This is a genomic window from Streptacidiphilus sp. PB12-B1b (genome assembly GCF_014084125.1).
Taxonomy (GTDB): Bacteria; Actinomycetota; Actinomycetes; order Streptomycetales; family Streptomycetaceae; genus Streptacidiphilus.
In genome coordinates this window covers 3,778,813-3,795,748 of record NZ_CP048405.1, presented here as the reverse complement: position 1 = coordinate 3,795,748, position 16,936 = coordinate 3,778,813, and the positions used below count along the sequence as shown (strand labels likewise).

Here is a 16,936-nt window from a genome sequence, read left to right as displayed (position 1 = left end):
CTCCCGCCGCTCCCCGCGCAGCGGTGCTCCCCCGGCGGACGCCCGCTCAGCGGACGCCGCCGAGCAGGCCGGTGATCCGCCACCGGTTGACCAGCACGGCCGCGCCGACCAGCAGCGCCAGCACCCCTTGCAGCGCGAAGGACACCGTGCTGAGGAAGGCGCTGCCCACCAGCTGCTGCAGCACCGCAGCCAGCGAGTCGCCGACGGTGCTGGCCAGGAACCAGACGCCCATCATCTGGCCGGCGTACTTCACCGGCGCCAGCTTGGTCGTGACCGACAGTCCGACCGGGGACAGCGCCAGCTCCCCCACCGTCTGGACCAGGTAGACCGCCGCCAGCCAGAGCGGCGAGACCCGGGCGCCGCCGGACGCGGCGGCCATGGCCAGCATCATCACCCCGAAGGAGAGCCCGATCAGCAGCAGGCCGCAGCCGAACTTGGCCGCCGTGCCCGGATTGCGGCCGCGCCGCGCCAGCCGCACCCACAGCCAGGCGGCGACCGGCGCCAGCGCCATCACCAGCAGCGGGTTCAGCGACTGGAACCAGCTGGAGGGGAAGCCGAGGCCGAACAGCCGGGTGCGGGTGTCCTCGGTGGCGAAGACGGTCAGCGTGGAGCCGGACTGGTCGTAGATCATCCAGAACACGGCGGCGGCCAGGAAGAAGTACACGTAGCCGGAGAGCCTGTGCCGCTCCTCCGCGTCCAACTCCTTGTCCCGCTTCATCCGCAGCAGCACCAGCGCCGGGACGACCAGGCCGACCACGGTCAGCGGCCGGATCACCCAGGCGATGGTGTAGTGGCCGCTGCCGACGACCACCGCGTAGAAGGCGACGGCCAGGGCCGTCCACCGGGCGGCCCGGCGCAGCACGGCGGCGCGCTCGGCGGGCGGCAGCGGCGCGCCCACTACGCGGCTGGCCCTGCTCAGACGGCGTCCGCCGAGCAGGTACTGGACCAGGCCCAGGGCCATGCCCAGACCGGCGAGGGCGAAGCCAAGCCGCCAGTCCACCCGCTGCCCGACCGTGCCCACGACCAGCGGCGCGGCGAAGGCCCCCAGGTTGATGCCCATGTAGAAGACGGTGAAGCCGCCGTCGCGGCGCGGGTCGTTCCGGTCCGGGTAGAGGTGGCCGACCATGGTGGAGATGTTGGCCTTCAGCAGCCCCGAACCGACCGCGACCAGGCCCAGCCCGGCGAAGAACCACCCCTCGCCCGGGACCGCCAGCAGGAAGTGCCCGGCCATGATGGTGCAGCCGCCGACCAGAACCGTCCGGTGCGCGCCCCAGAGCCGGTCGCTGACCCAGCCGCCGGGCAGGGTCAGCAGGTAGACCATGGCGTTGTAGACGCTGTACACGGCGGCGGCGGTCGCGGTCCCGAAGCCCAGCCCGCCGTCCGAGACCGGCGCCACCAGGTAGAGCACCAGCAGCGAGCGCATCCCGTAGAAGCTGAAGCGCTCCCACATCTCGGTCAGGAAGAGGGTGGCCAGCCCCCGGGGGTGGCCGAAGAAGGTGCGGCCGTGCACCGCCCGGAGCTGCGGTGTCAGCTCCGGATCGACCGGCAGCGTCTGTGTGGGCGGCATGCGTTTCCTCGCAGTTCGGCGGGCGCCTCCCCGGGAACACACGGCGGCGTGGCGCGGAATTCCGGAACCCTAGCCCAGCACCCCGGCCGTTCTGTCCCGGTAAGCGGCGATTCATCGACATCGTCACGCTGATGAGGGCATTGCTGCTCCTCTCGGCCCCACCGCTCGGCCCCACCGCCGCAGCCGCCCGAGGCCGCCCGCGCGGGGTCTGGCATGCTCGGCCCATGGCAGACCACGCAGCCGAGCAGGGCTACCTGCTCGACAACCAGCAGGAACAGGCCGGTATCCGCTTCGCCGCGCTGGCCGAACTGTTCGATCCGGTGACCTTCCGGCACGTCGACGCGCTCGGCATCGGCGAGGGCATGCGCTGCTGGGAGGTGGGCGCCGGAGGCCGCAGCGTGCCCGAGGGCCTGGCCCGGCGGGTGGGCCCCTCGGGCGCGGTGGTCGCCACCGACATCGACCCCTCCTGGACCGGGGCCGCATCCGCCTCCGACGACCGGCCCGGCGGCGTGATCGAGGTGCTGCGGCACGACGTGGCGGCCGACCCGCCCCCGCCCGGCGGCTTCGACCTCGTCCACGCCCGGCTGGTGCTGGTGCACGTCCCCGACCGGGCCGAGGCGCTGCGCCGGATGGTCCGGGCGCTGCGCCCCGGCGGCCGACTGCTGCTGGAGGACGCGGACCCCGTGCTGCAGCCGCTGCTGTGCCCGGACGAGTACGGGCCCGAGCAGCAGCTCGCCAACCGGCTGCGCTCCGGCTTCCGGACGCTCATGGCGGGCCGGGGCGCGGACCTCGGGTACGGGCGCACCCTGCCCCGGCTGCTGCGCGAGGCCGGTCTGGAGGACGTCCGGGCCGACGCCTACTTCCCGATCGCCTCCCCCGCCTGCACGGCCCTGGAGGCCGCCACCGTCCGGCAGATCCGTGGCCGCCTGGTCGCCGCCGGGCTGGCCACCGACGAGGAGGTCGACCGGCACCTGGCGAACGTCGCCACCGGACGCCTGGACCTGGCCACCGCCCCGATGATCTCCGCCTGGGGGCGCCGCCCGCTGGACGGGTGAGGTGGTCGCCCTCCCTCATCGGTAAGGTATGCACTACCACTTCGACTCTTACGTGGTGGTGATGAGTGCATCTGCGACCAAGTGGGGGTGGACCATGCAGAACGCCGCGATCGGCGACCTGGTACGCATGTGGATCGACGGCTGGACGGTCTCGCGGGGAGCCTCGGACCCCGGCGACCAACCGTGGGGGTGGACCATCGACGTCGGGCAGGAGCAGCATGTCAGCCGCCATGTCCTGCCCGAGCCGACCGAGACCGAGGTGCGCAAGCTGGTCGCGTCCACCAGCGCGCCCGGCACCTGGCTCAAGCTGTTCGCCGAGGTGGAGACCGTACGCCACTGGCTCGGGCCCGGCTGGCAGGTCACCGATCCGGGCTACCTGATGACGGTCCCGCTCACCGCGAGCCACCCGCAGCCCCCGGCCGGCTACACCTGCACCAGTTGGACCAGGGGCGGGGTGACCCGGGTGCTGGTGCGCACCGCCGACGGGCACTTCGCCGCGCGCGGCCAGATCGCCCCCACCGGGGCCACGGCCGTCGCCGACCAGATCTCGACCGCCCCCGGGCACCAGCGCCGTGGGCTCGGCAGCCTGGTGGTGCGCACCCTCCAGGACGCGGCGCTCCGGGCGGGCGCACAGACCGGCGTCCTGGTGGCCAGCCCCGACGGGCGGGCGCTCTACTCGTCCCTCGGCTGGACCACCCGCTCGACCATGACCAGTGCGTACCTCCAGGAGCCGTCCGCGACCGGCTGACCCCGCCGACCCGGCGGAAGCGCCGACCGCTGGACCGGTCGGTACGCGTGGAGCCGCCTGCCGGAGCTGTCCCGTTTCCGGGGCGCGCCCCGGCAGGCGGCTCCCTGCCGTTCCCGGCCCGGCCGGATCGCGCTCCGCTGCGCCCGCGAGGCCGGTTCACCGGGTTACGCAGCGCTGGCGCATCCATGTCCGGACAGTGACCATCCGTCAAAATTACCTGCTCAGGGCCATTTTCTGCTCGCCTGCCCGAACACGTGCGGGTCACAATGAAGTCGTTCGGGAGCATACGTAACGGGCTTGCCGGAAACGGGATCAGGGCGTCGTGCCCTCGCATGAAGGCGGACGGGTGTGAGTACGGTACTCGCCAAGCGCGCGTCTCGCGCCGAGGGGCCGGCAATGCCGGAGGGCCAGGTCGAGTTGGCCGAGCCGCCGGTGCTGGGCGAGCCCGCGGGGGCGGACTTCGGTTCGGCGCTGATGTACCTGCCGATGGGGCTGGGCACGGGCGCCATGGTGCTGATGTTCTCGATGCGCAGTGCGGGGCCCACGACGTACATGATGTCGGGGATGATGGGCGTGGCAATGGTCAGTATGACGTTGTCGCAGTTGGGGCGGTCGGGGGGCGAGCGGCGGCGCCGGATGCGGGCCGAGCGCCGGGACTACCTGCGGTATCTGGCGCAGCGGCGCCGGCAGGCGCGGGCAGCGGCGGCGGGCCAGCGGGCGGCGCTGGTGTGGGACGGTCCGGAGCCGGGCCGGCTGTGGGGGCTGGTGGGCGGCTCGCGGCTGTGGGAGCGGCGTGCGGGTCACGCGGACTTCGGCCGGGTGCGGATCGGCGTGGGGCTGCGGCGAGCGGTGCTGGAGTTCATCCCGCCGCAGACGCGTCCGGTGGAGGATCTGGAACCGTTGTCGGCGGTGTCGTTGCGGCGGTTCACCCGGGCGCACGGGAGCGTGCCGGCGCTGCCGGTGTCGGTGTCGCTGCGGCGGTTCACGAGTGTGGAGGTGGCGGGTGAGGGCGCGGCGGCGTTGGAGTTGCTGCGTGCGGTGGTGTGCCAGTTGGCCGTGTTCCACTCGCCGGACGAGCTGCGGGTGGCCGTGGTCGGCGATGCCACCGGGCTGGCGGAGTGGGACTGGGTGAAGTGGCTGCCGCACAACGCCCACCCGGGCGAGCAGGACGCCGCGGGTGCGGTGCGGTTGGCCGCGGGTGACGTGGAGGGCCTGTGGGAGGTGCTGGGCACGGACGTCCGCGACCGTCCCGACCATGATCCGACCGCCTCCCCCAGTGTGGCGGAACCGTTGGTGGTGGTGCTGGCGCAGGGGGTGCGGATCGAGCCGGGCTCACGCCTGCTGAGCGGCGGGCTGCGCAATGTGGTGCTGCTGGACGCGACCGGTGCGATGACCGGCGGCCCCAGGGTGCTGCGGTTGACGGTGCGGGCGGGCCGGGTGGAGTTCCCCTCCGGCGAGGAGACGGTCTCCGCCGAGGCGGACGGGTTGACCGGGGTGGCGGCGCTGGCGGTGGCGCGGGCGCTGGCGCCGATGCGCACCAGCGGCAGCGTGGACCTGGCGGATCGGGCGCTGGAGTCGGATCTGGACCTGTGCACGCTGCTGGGGGTGCGGGATCCGCGCGGCTTCGACGTGGCGGGACGGTGGCGCGGGCGGGTGGCGCAGGCGGCACGACTGCGGGTGCCGTTGGGGGTGACCGAGGACGGGGAGGTGGTGGAGCTGGATCTGAAGGAGTCCGCGCAGGGCGGGATGGGCCCGCACGGGCTGCTGATCGGCGCGACGGGTTCGGGCAAGAGCGAACTGCTGCGCACGCTGGTGATGGGGTTGGCGGTGACGCACTCCTCGGAGGTGCTGAACCTGGTCCTGGTGGACTTCAAGGGCGGGGCGACGTTCCTGAACATGGACCGGCTGCCGCACACCTCCGCGGTGATCACCAACCTGGCGGACGAGATCCATCTGGTGGACCGGATGCGGGACTCCATCAACGGGGAGATGATCCGCCGTCAGGAACTGCTGCGCGAATCGGGGTTCTCCTCTCTCTTCGAGTACGAGAAGGCCCGGGGCGCCGGGGCGGACCTGACGCCGCTGCCCTCGCTGCTGATCATCGTCGATGAGTTCTCCGAACTGCTGGCCAGCAAGCCGGAGTTCGTGGACCTGTTCGTGTCGATCGGACGGCTCGGCCGAAGCCTGGGAGTCCATCTGCTGCTGGCCTCACAGCGGTTGGACGAGAGCCGGATCCACAAGGTCGAGGGCCACCTGTCCTACCGGCTGGCACTGCGCACCTTCTCCTCGATGGAGTCCCGCAGCGTGATCGGCGTCTCCAGCGCGTACGAGCTGCCCTCGGCGCCGGGCAACGGCTTCCTGAAGATCGACACGACCAACCTGGTCCGGTTCAAGGCCGCCTACGTCTCCGGCCCCGCTCCCGAACCCACCCAGGCCTTCGAACCCGGCCCCGACACGACCGTCGTCCCCGACCAGGTCGCCCCGTTCACCCTGGAACGCCAGGGCGAGCTGCTCTCCGAACGCGCCGAACGCCTCACCACCCAGGCCGCCCTGCTGGCCGCGACCGCCACGGCCGACGACGAGGCCGCCGGCGGCAGTTCGGAGGAGGAGAGCCTGCTGGAGGTGCTGGTGGGGCGGCTGGAAGGGGCCGGGCCGCCGGCGCGGCAGGTGTGGCTGCCGCCGCTGACCTCCCCGGCCAGCCTGGACGACCTGCTGCCGGGGATCGTCCCCGATCCCGTGCGCGGGATGGCCGCGGACCGCGCACTGGGGCTGCTGCGGGTGCCGCTGGGCCTGGTGGACCGGCCGTTCGAGCAGCTGCGCGAACTGCTGGTGGCGGACCTGTCCTCGGCCCAGGGACACCTGGGCCTGGTCGGTGCGCCGCAGACCGGCAAGTCCACACTGCTGCGCACCCTGATCCTCTCCCTCGCCCTCACCCACACCCCGATGGAAGTGCAGTTCTACTGCCTGGACTTCGGCGGCGGCGGCCTGGTCTCCACCTCCGGCCTGCCCCACGTCGGCTCGGTCGCCACCCGGCTGGACCGCGACCGGGTGCTGCGCACCATCGCCGAACTGACCCTGCTGCTGGAACGCCGCGAACAGGAGTTCACCGACCGCGGCCTGGAGTCCATGAGCGCCTACCGCGCCCTGCGCGCCAACGGCACCGTCAAGGACCCGTACGGGGACGTGTTCCTGGTCGTGGACGGCTGGTTCACGCTGCGCCAGGACTACGAGGACCTGGAACCGCGGGTGATGGAACTGGCCGCCCGCGGCCTGTCGTTCGGCATCCACCTGGTGGCCTCCGCGGTGCGCTGGTCCGAGATCCGCCCCCGGCTGCGGGACATGCTGGGCACCAAACTCGAACTGCGCCTGGGCGACCCGATGGAGTCCGAGGTCGGCTCGCGCACCGCCGCCGCCGTCCCCCACCTGGCCGGGCGCGGCCTGACCAGCGCCGGCCACCACTTCCTGTCCGCCCTGCCCCGCCTCGACGGCGCCGCCACCACCGGGGACCTCACCCAGGCGACCAAGGCCGCCGTCGCCGAGATCGACACCTTCTGGACCGGCCCCACCGCCCCCGGCGTACGGCTGCTGCCGACCCGCCTGCCGCACACCCAACTCCCGCCCCCGGAAGGCGATCTGCGGATCTGCCTGGGCTGGGACGAACAACGCCTGGAACCCGCCTGGCACGACTTCGCCGCCACCCCCCACCTGATGGTCCTGGGCGACGGCGAGACCGGCAAGACCAACACGCTGCGGCTGGCCGTCCACGCCATCACCACCCGCTACACCCCGGACCAGGCCCGCATCATCGTCGCCGACCCCGGACGCACCCTGCTCGCCGGGGTGCCCCAGGACTACCGCGTCGGCTACGCCGTCGAACGCGACGCCCTGGCCCAACTCGCCGCCAACGCCGCCACTTCCATGTCCAAGCGCCTGCCGGGCCCCGACATCACCCCGGAACAGCTCACCCGCCGCGACTGGTGGACCGGGCCGCTGCTGTTCATCGTCGTCGACGACTATGACCTCTTCGCCGCCGCCGGCGGCGCGCCCTCGCCGCTCGCACCGCTGATCCCGCTGCTCGCCCAGGGCGCCCACATCGGCATGCACCTCGTCCTGGCCCGCAGTACCTCCGGCGCCATGCGCGCCATGATGGACCCCCTGCTGCGCCGCCTGTGGGAACTCGGCAACCCCGCCCTCCTCTTCTCCTACCCCAAGGAGGAGGGCAAGTTCCTCGGCGAGGCCAAGCCCCGAACCCTGCCCCCCGGCCGCGCCCAGCACGTCACCCGCCGGACCGTCCGCCTCCTGCAGACCGGCCTGGTCACCACGCCATGACCACCCGCAGCCCGCAGCCGCCCCCAGCGACAACCACCGCCCAGGTCAGGACCGCCCCCATGCCCACCGCCGCGCCCACCCCCAGCTCCGCGCCGCCCGGCACCGACGTCTGCTGCCTGACCATCACCACCCCCCAGGGCACCGCCGACCTCGCCCTGCCCCGCAGCACCGCGCTGTCCACGCTCATCCCGGCGCTCCTGCACCACACCCGCACCCCCGCCACCGAGACGCCCTGGACACTCCAGCGCCTCGGCGAGGACCCGCTCGACCCGGACGGCACCCCGGAAACCCTCAACCTGCACCACGGCGACATCCTCCACCTCCGCCCCGCCGACAGCCCGCTCCCCGCCCTGCACTTCGATGACATCGCCGACGGCGTCGCCCACGTCGTCAGCAACGGCCCCGGCCGGTGGCGTCCGCAGACCACCCAGCAGCTGGCGCTGACCCTGGCCGCAGGATCCCTGCTGGCCCTGGCCGCGGGCGTCCTCGGCGCCGGGCCCGGCGCGCTCACCGCCGCCTGCGCGGGCGCCGCCGCCGTCCTGCTGGCAGCCGGCTGCGCGGTGGTGACCCGCACCACCGGCAGGGACCAGGGAGCCGTCGTCGTCACCGGAGTGGGAGCGCTGGGCTTCGCCGCCCTCGCCGGGCTGGCCCTCCGCGCCGGGGCCCACGGCGGCTACGCACCCGGCGCACCCGGCGTGCTGACCGCAGCCGCCTACGTCACCGTCGTCGCCGCAACCCTGCTGGCACTGCGCGCCCTGCCCGCGCCCATCCCCGGAACGGCACTGCTCACCGCCGTCTCGGCGGCAGCGTGCACCGCCCTGATCCGCGCGGCCCACTGGGACGCCGCGCAGGCCGTCGCCACCGTCGCGGTCGCCCTGTTCGTGCTCGGCCACTTCGGTCCCCGCCTGGCCCTGCGCACCGCCCGGCTGCGGGTTCCGGCACTGCCGCACAACGCCGAGGAGCTGCAGCAGGACATCGAACCCGAACCGCTGGAGCGGGTCGAGCAGCGGGTGAACCTCGCCAACGCCTGCCTGGACACCCTCAACCTGGGCTCCGGCCTGCTGTACACGGCCGCGTTCTGGTACCTGGCCCGCACCCACGGCTGGATCAGCTGGGCCCTGCCGCTGGTCCTGGCCGGAGCCGTGCTGCTGCGCGCCCGCGGACTCGCCCGCACCCTGCAACGCGTCCCCACCGTCCTGGCCGGAGCGACCGGCCTGGCCCTGCTGCTGCTCGTCCGCGCGGCCCACGGCGGCGCCGCCGACCGCACCGCCGTCCTGGCCGTGCTCCTGCTCAGCACCGCCGCCCTGCTCCTGGCCGCCCGGCGGCTGCCCACCGCACGGCTGCTGCCCATCTGGGGCCACGCCGGAGACCTGCTGGAGACCGCCAGCACCGTCCTGCTGCTCCCGCTGCTGCTCCAGGCCCTGCACACGTACGCCTACCTCCGCTCGCTGGCCGGTTGAGGGCGGGGCCGGGATGCAGACACGACGCGACCACCTCCACGCCTACCGCTTCGCCATGGGCAGGCTGGCCACCGCCCTGCTCACCGGTGACCCCGGGCGCGGTGACAACCCGACCGGCCGGGCCGCCCTGGGTACCTTCCTGGGCGCCGGGGTGGTGGTGCTGCTGTGCGCCGGGTTCGGCGTCTACGGCCTGATCTCCCCTCCGGCGAACAGCAGTTGGCGCACCCCGGGGTCGATCGTGGTGCAGCAGCAGACCGGCAGCCGCTACCTGTACCTCGGCGGCCAGCTGCGCCCCGTCCTCAACTACTCGTCCGCGCTGCTCATCCTGGGCGGCGCAGCCACCGTGCGGGACGTCCCCGCCTCCTCGCTCGGCAGCACTCCCTACGGCAGCCCGGTCGGTATCGCCGACGCACCCGACGCACTGCCCGCGCCCGCCGCCCTGCTCACCGGGCCGTGGACGCGCTGCCTGCGCGGCGACCTGCCCGGCGGCGAAGCGGTCGACTTCGCCCCGGGCGGCCGCACCGCCGGGCTCCCGGCCGGACACCAGGCTCTGCTGACCGGGCCGGACGGCAGCCGCTACCTGCTGTGGGCCGGGGTCCTCCACCCGGTGCCGTCGGCGTCCGCGCTGATCGCCCTGGGCCTGGACGGCGACCAGGCCCTGCCCGCCCCGCAGAGCTGGCTCGACGCCCTTCCCGCCGGCACCCCACTGGCCGCAGCACCCGTCACCGACGCGGGCCGGGCCGCAGCCCCGGTCGCCGGGCAACCAACAGCGGTCGGCCAACTCTTCGCCACGGCAGGCGCCGGGAGCGACCACGACTACGTGATGACCGCCGACGGCATCGCCCCGGTCGGTGCCACCGAGGCGGCGCTGCTGGCCGCCCGCCCGGGGGCGGCTGCGGTCCGCACCGTGGCCGCGACGGCGCTGGCGGCCGCCCCGGTCTCCTCGCAGCCCGCGCCCGGCGGCGGCCTGCCCGACGTCCTGGACGCCCCCGCGCTCGCCACCGGCGGCGGCGCGGTGTGCCTGCGGCAGCAGGCCGACGGGGCCGCGCTCAGCAGCAGCGTCGTCATCGAGCGGGGCGCGGCGGCCACCGGCGGCCGGGCGGTGCTGGTACCGCCCACCGGCGGCGTGCTCGCCGTCGACCAGCAGCAGCTCGCCCAGCAGGTCTCCGATCCGCAGACCTACCTGATCACCGACCAGGGCATCGCCTACCCCCTCGGCGACAGCCAGGCCCAGCAGACTCTCGGACTGGGCAACGCCCCCGCGCTGCCACTGCCCAGCAGCCTGCTGACCGAACTGCCGCACGGCCCCACGCTGGACACCAGCGCGGCCCGACTCACGGTAAAGGGCGGGTGACCGGAGATGCGCACCGGACTCAAAACGGACCGGGCCGCAGGGCTCGCGCTGCGGATGCAGCCCGCCGGGCACGCCCTGCTGATCCACCCCAGGAGCGGCGCGGACCCGCAGGCCATCGCCTTCGCCTCGGGCCTGGCGCCCGACCCGCAGCACACCCTGGTGGTGGTCGACCTGCCGTTCGGCGGCCTGGAGGAGGGCTGGGAGCGGGTGGCCCGGCTGCTCGAAGGCCGCCCGGCCACCAGCCTGCGGCTGGTCTTCGGCCGCGCCACCCCGGCCGACGCCCGGACCGCCGGGCAGCGCATCGCCGAGCGGCTCGGACGGACAGTGCTCGTCCCCGACGGCGAGATCCTGCCCACGGCCGGGGGCGGTCTGTTCATCCCGGCCGACCACGGCTCGGGCTGGCTGCGGCTGCGGCCCGGACGCCCGGCGGAACGCGACTCGCACCGCTTCCCCAAGCCGCTGTGGGAGTTCTCCACCCTCGACCGCCCCTGGGAGACCAGCCCCTACGGCGTGGTCGAGGCCGTGCCCAGCGGCGTGTGGGTGCGCAGCACCCGGCCGAACCCGCCGTCGGCGGGGTGGCGGAGGCTGGTCGACCACCTGCCCAGCGACCCGCACATCATGAACGTGGTCCTCGGCAGCCCCGGCGGCCCGGCCGTGCCGCTGGCCGACATCGTCCGCTTCTGGGGCACGGTGCTGCACTCCATACGCTCCTGGGTGCGCTTCGTCCACTACGGACCGGTGTCGCTGCCCGAAGGCAGCGTCTCCCTGGGGCAGGAACTCGCCGACGCGTTCAAGCAGCGGGTGGTGCTGTACGCGGGCATGCCCACCACCGAGGGCGTGCCGGGCGGCCCGGCCCGGATGCGCGGCCTGCGCGCCGACGGCTCCCCCGGCTGGGTGCCCTTCGCCGCCGAACTCGTCTACTCGCCCAGGGACGGCGACGTCCAGGCACCGCCCCCGGCGCTGGTGGGCCTGCGCGTGCCGGTGACCGAGGTCCCCGAGATCACCGCGGGCGTCTACCAGTACGCCGCCGACGCGGTGCTGGAGATCGTGCAGGCCGGGCTGTGGCTGCGTCCCACCGAGGAGCCGCCCAGCGGCGACGACGTACGCCGACTCCAGGGCGGCCCGGGGCAGCCGGTCATCCTCTACGACCGCAGCACGCCGCAGACCGCCGAGCGGATGCGCACCCTGGCCCAGGACATGCTCTGGCACCTCGACCCCGAGAGCCGCGAGGCCTTCCGCATCGCGCCCGCCGACGACCCGGGGCTGACGACGGCGACCTCCGACGAGGATGCCTGGCGGCTGCCGCCTGCGGCGCTCACGGCCGAGCGGTGGCGCGTGGTCACCGCAGCCAGGGCAGCCCAGGGACGCCCCGCGCGCGAGGCGCCGTGGACGGCGGTTCAGACAGACCGAGATGACGTATCGTCACCTGTGCTACCAGCGGCAGCCATAGGTGGGGTGGAGCACGCCACGGCCGTCAACACGCCGGTGAGCGCGGCGAGTTCGGTGCCGACGACGGCACCGGGCATCGAACTGCCGGACGCCGCCGGACAGGCGGCAGCCCGGCCGACCGTCCCCGTGCGGGCGGCCTCCGTGGCGGCCGCTCCGGAGGCGGGCGCGACGCCCAGCACGCCGCCGGTCGCACCGGTCTTCGCCTCGGCGCAGCCCGGTCCGCCGATGGCTGCCCGTCCGCAGACGGAGTCCGCCCAGGGTGCCTGGAGCGGATCGGCCGCACCCGAGCCCCGGACCGCGACGGCAGCCGCCGCTGCTTCCACGCCGCCCGTTCCGCCGTGGGTCCAGGTTCCCCCGGCGCCCGTCGTCCCCGCGCCGCTGATACCCGACGCCACCACCGCGCCGAAGCCGACGCGTTCGCACAGCGTGGTCCCCGAGCCGACGCCCGCGAGCGCGGCGGTCACCCCGGTCTCCCCGGTCTCCCCGGCTCCCCCGGCGGAGCCCGCCGCGCCGCAGACCGAGCCTGCCCCGATGCCGGTGCCGACGGCCCGGGTCGAACCGGTACGGACGCCGCCGATGGCGATTCCGCACATCCGGATGGAATCCGAAGCACCCGCGCCCGCCGCCGTCCGGCCAGGGGGCGACGGCAACATCACCCCCGCCACTCCGGACGCCCCCGCACTCCCGGCGGCCCCGTCGCCCGCGCCGGGTGGGCAGAGCAACGGCGTGCGGGTGCAGGGGGTGCCGCGCGGGGCGGCGTGTGTGGCGGTGCCGGAGCGGGGCATCGAGCAGGAGCGGGCGTGGGTGCGCCGGACGTTCAGCGCGCAGTACAACGCGGTGGCGGGGTCGGTGGCGCGGGTGATGTCGCAGGCGCCGGGGCTGCGCGGGGCCGCGCGGGGTGCGGAGGGCGAGGCGCTGACGGACCTGGTGGCCGTGCGGCTGTACCTGTCCGGGGACACTGCGGCGGTGGACGCGGCGGTGCGCGCGGGCACGGTGGGACCGCATGTGCCGTTGGCCCGCTGCGTGGCCTCGGGGCTGGGCAGGCTGCCGTCCTACCGTGGCACGGCCCTGCTGCAGACCCGGGTCAGCGCGGCCGAGCTGGCCTGGTACCGCCCCGGCCGGGTGGCCACCGAGTGGGCGTTCTGCACGGCGCGCACCGACCCGCACCGCGGCCCGGACCAGGGCACCGACTTCCTGATCTGGTCGCTGACCGCACGCCGCACCAACCTGCTGGACCCCGAACCGGCCGTGGCCGACCGGGTGCTGTTCCTGCCCGGCACCGCCTTCAAGGTGCTGCGCACCGACGACGGCGACCGTCCCACCGTGCTGCTGCGGGAGCTGTCCCCGCAGGAGACCGCCGAGGACACCGGCGGGGGCGAGGGGCAGCGGGTTCCGCTGGACGAGATCGCCCTGGAGAGCCTGGAGCGCTCGCTGGCCCTCCTGTCCGCCGACGGCGGCTGCAGCACGACCGGCGGCCCGCTGCCCGGCCCGCCGGGGCTGATCACCACTCCTGCTTCTGTTTCTGGTTCTGGTTCGTCGTCCGGGGGGTCGGGTTCGTGAGTCGTCGTGTGCTGTCCGTCGCAGCCGACCGTGCGGGTGCCTACCGCACCATCGGGGCCGCCCTGGCCGACGCCGAGGAAGGCTCCCTGATCACCGTGGCGCCCGGCCGCTACCAGGAGAGCCTGGTGATCACCCGTCCGCTCACCCTGGCCGCCGAGGACACCGGCCCCGTGCACATCCACGCCGCCACCGGCAGCGCCCTGGTCCTGGACGCCGAAGCCGTGCAGCTCTCCCACCTGCACCTGTCCGGCGCCGACCCGCAGGCCCCGGTCCTGGACGTGCGCCGTGGACAGGCCGCCCTGGACGGCTGCCAGATCACCGGCCAGGCATGGGCCGCCGTCCTGTCCTGGCACAGCGGCGTCCTGGCGCTGCGCGACTGCCAGGTCACCAACACCCAGGGCGCGGGCATCGTGGTCACCTCCCCCGGCCCCAACACCATCGAACACACCCGCATCCACGACGCCGGCTCCTCCGCCCTGGTCGTCGCCGAACACGGACACCTCACCGTCCGCGACAGCCAGCTGCACCAGCCGCGCGGCAACGGCATCTGCGTCAACGGCAACGCCCGCGCCGAGATCCACACCACCCGCATCACCGGCAGCGGCAAACCGGCCCTCGCGGTCGAACAGCACGCCCAGGCCGAACTCCACCACACCACCATCACCGACAGCACCACCCTGGACGCCTACCTCACCAGCACCGGCAGCACCACGCTGGCCCACTGCACCCTGTCCGGGTCCGCCGCCACCTCGGTCCACGTCGGCTCCGGCGCCACGCCCGTCCTGGACACCTGCACCATCACGGCCGCCGCCACCGGCGTCCACCTCGCGCCCGGTGCCCGCGCCCGCCTGCAGAACTGCCGCATCCACGACACCCCGGTCGGCCTGCACCTCGAAGCCGACACCCACGCCGACTGCCACGACCTGACCGTCCACCACACCTCCACCACCGGCGCCCACGCCACCGGCACCGCCCGGCTCACGCTGACCCGCGCCGAACTCACGCCCCAGCCCGGCTCCACCGGCATCCAGCTCGACCAGGCCACCGCCCAGCTCACCGACACCCGCCTGAACACCACCGGCGGCACCGCGCTGAACCTGACCGACAGCGCCCGGGCCCAGCTCACCACCAGTACCGTCCACGGCAGCGCCACGCACCTCACTGCCGACAGCCAACTCACCGCCCACGACAGCGAATTCACCGGCTCCGACGCCGATGCCCTGCACCTGACCACCGGTGCCGCGCTGACCGCCACCGGCTGCCGGATCACCACCGCCCACCGCCACGGCATCAACCTGCACCCCACCACCCGCCTGGAGTTGACCGCCACCACCCTCCAGGACAACACCGGCGACGGCATCCGCTGCAACACCGACGAGCCGGTCACGCTCACCGACTGCCGGATCCACCACAACGGCGGCGTCCCGCTCAACCGGCTGCGGCCCAGCACCCCGTTCACCCTCCACCGCCTCGACACCGGCGACAGCGCCACCAGCGAGGACCCGGACGACGCCGGCGACACCAGCGCCGTGCGTCCCACCCCGGACGCGTCGGAGGGCGGATTCGCCGACGGCGCCCAGCACCCCGGGACCGGGCCGCTGGCCGATCTGGACGCCCTGGTGGGCCTGGACAGCGTCAAACGCGAGGTCACCGGCCTGATCAACCTCAACAAGATCACCCAGCGGCGGCAGGAGATGGGCCTGCCCATGCCCCCCATGAGCCGCCACCTGGTCTTCGCCGGGCCGCCCGGCACCGGCAAGACCACCGTCGCCCGCCTCTACGGCGCCGTCCTGGCGGAACTCGGCATCCTCAGCAAGGGCCACATCGTCGAGGTCGCCCGCGCCGATCTGGTCGCCCAGATCATCGGCGGCACCGCCATCAAGACCACCGAGGTCTTCAACAAGGCCCTCGGCGGCGTCCTGTTCATCGACGAGGCGTACACCCTGACCAACCAGTCCCGGGGCAGCGGCCCCGACTTCGGTCAGGAAGCCGTCGAATCCCTCATGAAACTCATGGAGGACCACCGCGACGAGATCGTCGTCATCGTCGCGGGCTACTCCGCCCAGATGGACCAGTTCCTCGCCTCCAACCCCGGCATGGCCTCCCGCTTCGCCCGCACCATCGCGTTCCCCAACTACAGCCCCGACGAACTGGTCACCATCGTCCGCGGCCTGTGCGCCAAGCACTACTACCACCTCACCGATTCCGCGCTGGACGCGCTGAACCGCTATTTCGTCGACGTCCCCAAGGGCGCCACCTTCGGCAACGGCCGCGTCGCGCGCCAGGTCTTCGAGGAAATGATCAGCCGTCAGGCTTCCCGCCTGGCCGCCCACCCGCCCCAGCACGACAACGACCTCAGCACCCTCACCGGCGACGACGTCATCACCGCACCCGTGCCCGCCGCCGCACCTGCGGTTGCGGCCACGCCACCGGCCAGGACGCCATCCGCGCCCGTGGCCGCCACGCCCACTGCGGCCCCCGGGGCCCCCGTGCCGACGCCGCCTGCCGAGTCCGCCGCCCCGCCCGCGCCCGAGCAGGCCAAGCCGTCGTCGCCGGTGCGCGCGCTGGCCGCGCTGACCGGGCTGGACTCCGCCCGGGAGACGCTGCGCGCGCGGTTGGAGGCGCTGGCCAAGCTGCGTGAGGCGGGTCAGCCCACCGAGGGGCTGGCCCACGTCGTGCTGGAAGGTCCGCGGGGCAGTGGTCGACGAGCCCTGGCGCGGGCCTACGGCCGCTGCCTGGCCGAGTCGGGGCTGCTGGCCACCGGGACCGTCCACCACCTGCCGCTGTCCGCGGTGCCGGTCCGCTGGGCCGAGCAGCCCCTGTTCCGCCTCGCCGCCGCCCTCACCGAAGCCGAAGGCGGCCTCCTGCTGCTGGAGTCGGACGCCGCCTTCGAGCAGCGTCGGCCCGCGCAGCGCACCGCCGTCCTGGACGCCCTGGTGAAGCTCGCCGGACGCCCCCACGGCGCGGTCCTGGTCCTCTCCGGCAGCGGCCCGCGGCTGATGGACCTGATGCGTGAACGGACCGACCTGGCAGCGGTGTTCGCCGAGTACGCCGAGCTGGCTCCCTACACCGCAGTCCAAGCGGTTCAGTTGATTGACCGTCAATTGCGCTCCCTCGGCTTCCGGTTGGGGGACGAGGCGGCGCGCGCACTGGTCGGCGGGCACATCCAGCTCGCGTCTCCCGGGGGCGTGTACGACCTGCACCGGTGGGCCGAGCAGCTGGCCGCGTCAGCGCGTTCGCGCACCATCACCCTCGACGACCTGCCGGGCCCGCCCGAGGCGCCCGCCCTCCGGGAGATGCCTGCGGAGCAGGCCCCGGACCACGCGCGCAGCGCGCAGACGGCCCCGCTGGTGCCGTCGTGAACGCCGCCCGCGACCCACACGTCCCGACCTCTGCTCGGGAGGCGGACTGTCC

8 protein-coding genes are annotated in these 16,936 nt (G+C 74.2%); 7 read left to right on the top strand and 1 reads right to left on the bottom strand.

Annotation, left to right across the window (positions count from 1 at the left end; genetic code table 11):
• Window positions 1–46: 46 nt before the first annotated feature.
• Window positions 47–1,567 (bottom strand): peptide MFS transporter, encoded by a 1,521-nt coding sequence (locus GXW83_RS16905; protein ID WP_182443889.1) that lies wholly within the window; start codon window positions 1,565–1,567, stop codon window positions 47–49.
• Between the two features lie 224 nt (window positions 1,568–1,791).
• Between GXW83_RS16905 and GXW83_RS16900 the strand changes: the two genes are divergently transcribed.
• The 7 genes from GXW83_RS16900 (at window position 1,792) to GXW83_RS16870 (ending at window position 16,884) form a co-directional block, all read left to right on the top strand.
• Complete coding sequence (locus GXW83_RS16900; protein WP_182443888.1) at window positions 1,792–2,622, top strand: methyltransferase domain-containing protein; 831 nt, start codon at window positions 1,792–1,794, stop codon at window positions 2,620–2,622.
• Window positions 2,623–2,683: 61 nt separating this feature from the next.
• Window positions 2,684–3,370, top strand: a complete 687-nt coding sequence (locus GXW83_RS16895) for a GNAT family N-acetyltransferase (RefSeq protein WP_225447045.1) — start codon at window positions 2,684–2,686, stop codon at window positions 3,368–3,370.
• Window positions 3,371–3,718: 348 nt separating this feature from the next.
• Window positions 3,719–7,699, top strand: coding sequence for a type VII secretion protein EccCa (gene eccCa, locus GXW83_RS16890; RefSeq protein WP_225447044.1), 3,981 nt, complete (start codon window positions 3,719–3,721; stop codon window positions 7,697–7,699).
• Between the two features lie 59 nt (window positions 7,700–7,758).
• Window positions 7,759–9,159 (top strand): type VII secretion integral membrane protein EccD, encoded by a 1,401-nt coding sequence (eccD, locus tag GXW83_RS16885; protein ID WP_182443887.1) that lies wholly within the window; start codon window positions 7,759–7,761, stop codon window positions 9,157–9,159.
• Window positions 9,160–9,172: 13 nt separating this feature from the next.
• Window positions 9,173–10,513: a type VII secretion protein EccB gene (eccB, locus tag GXW83_RS16880; RefSeq protein WP_182443886.1), complete on the top strand. Its 1,341-nt coding sequence runs from the start codon at window positions 9,173–9,175 to the stop codon at window positions 10,511–10,513.
• Between the two features lie 6 nt (window positions 10,514–10,519).
• On the top strand, window positions 10,520–13,522 hold the full coding sequence (locus tag GXW83_RS16875; protein ID WP_182443885.1) for a hypothetical protein: 3,003 nt from the start codon (window positions 10,520–10,522) through the stop codon (window positions 13,520–13,522).
• Complete coding sequence (locus GXW83_RS16870) at window positions 13,519–16,884, top strand: right-handed parallel beta-helix repeat-containing protein (protein WP_182443884.1); 3,366 nt, start codon at window positions 13,519–13,521, stop codon at window positions 16,882–16,884. Before GXW83_RS16875 ends, GXW83_RS16870 begins: the two co-directional genes overlap by 4 nt.
• Window positions 16,885–16,936 lie beyond the last annotated feature (52 nt).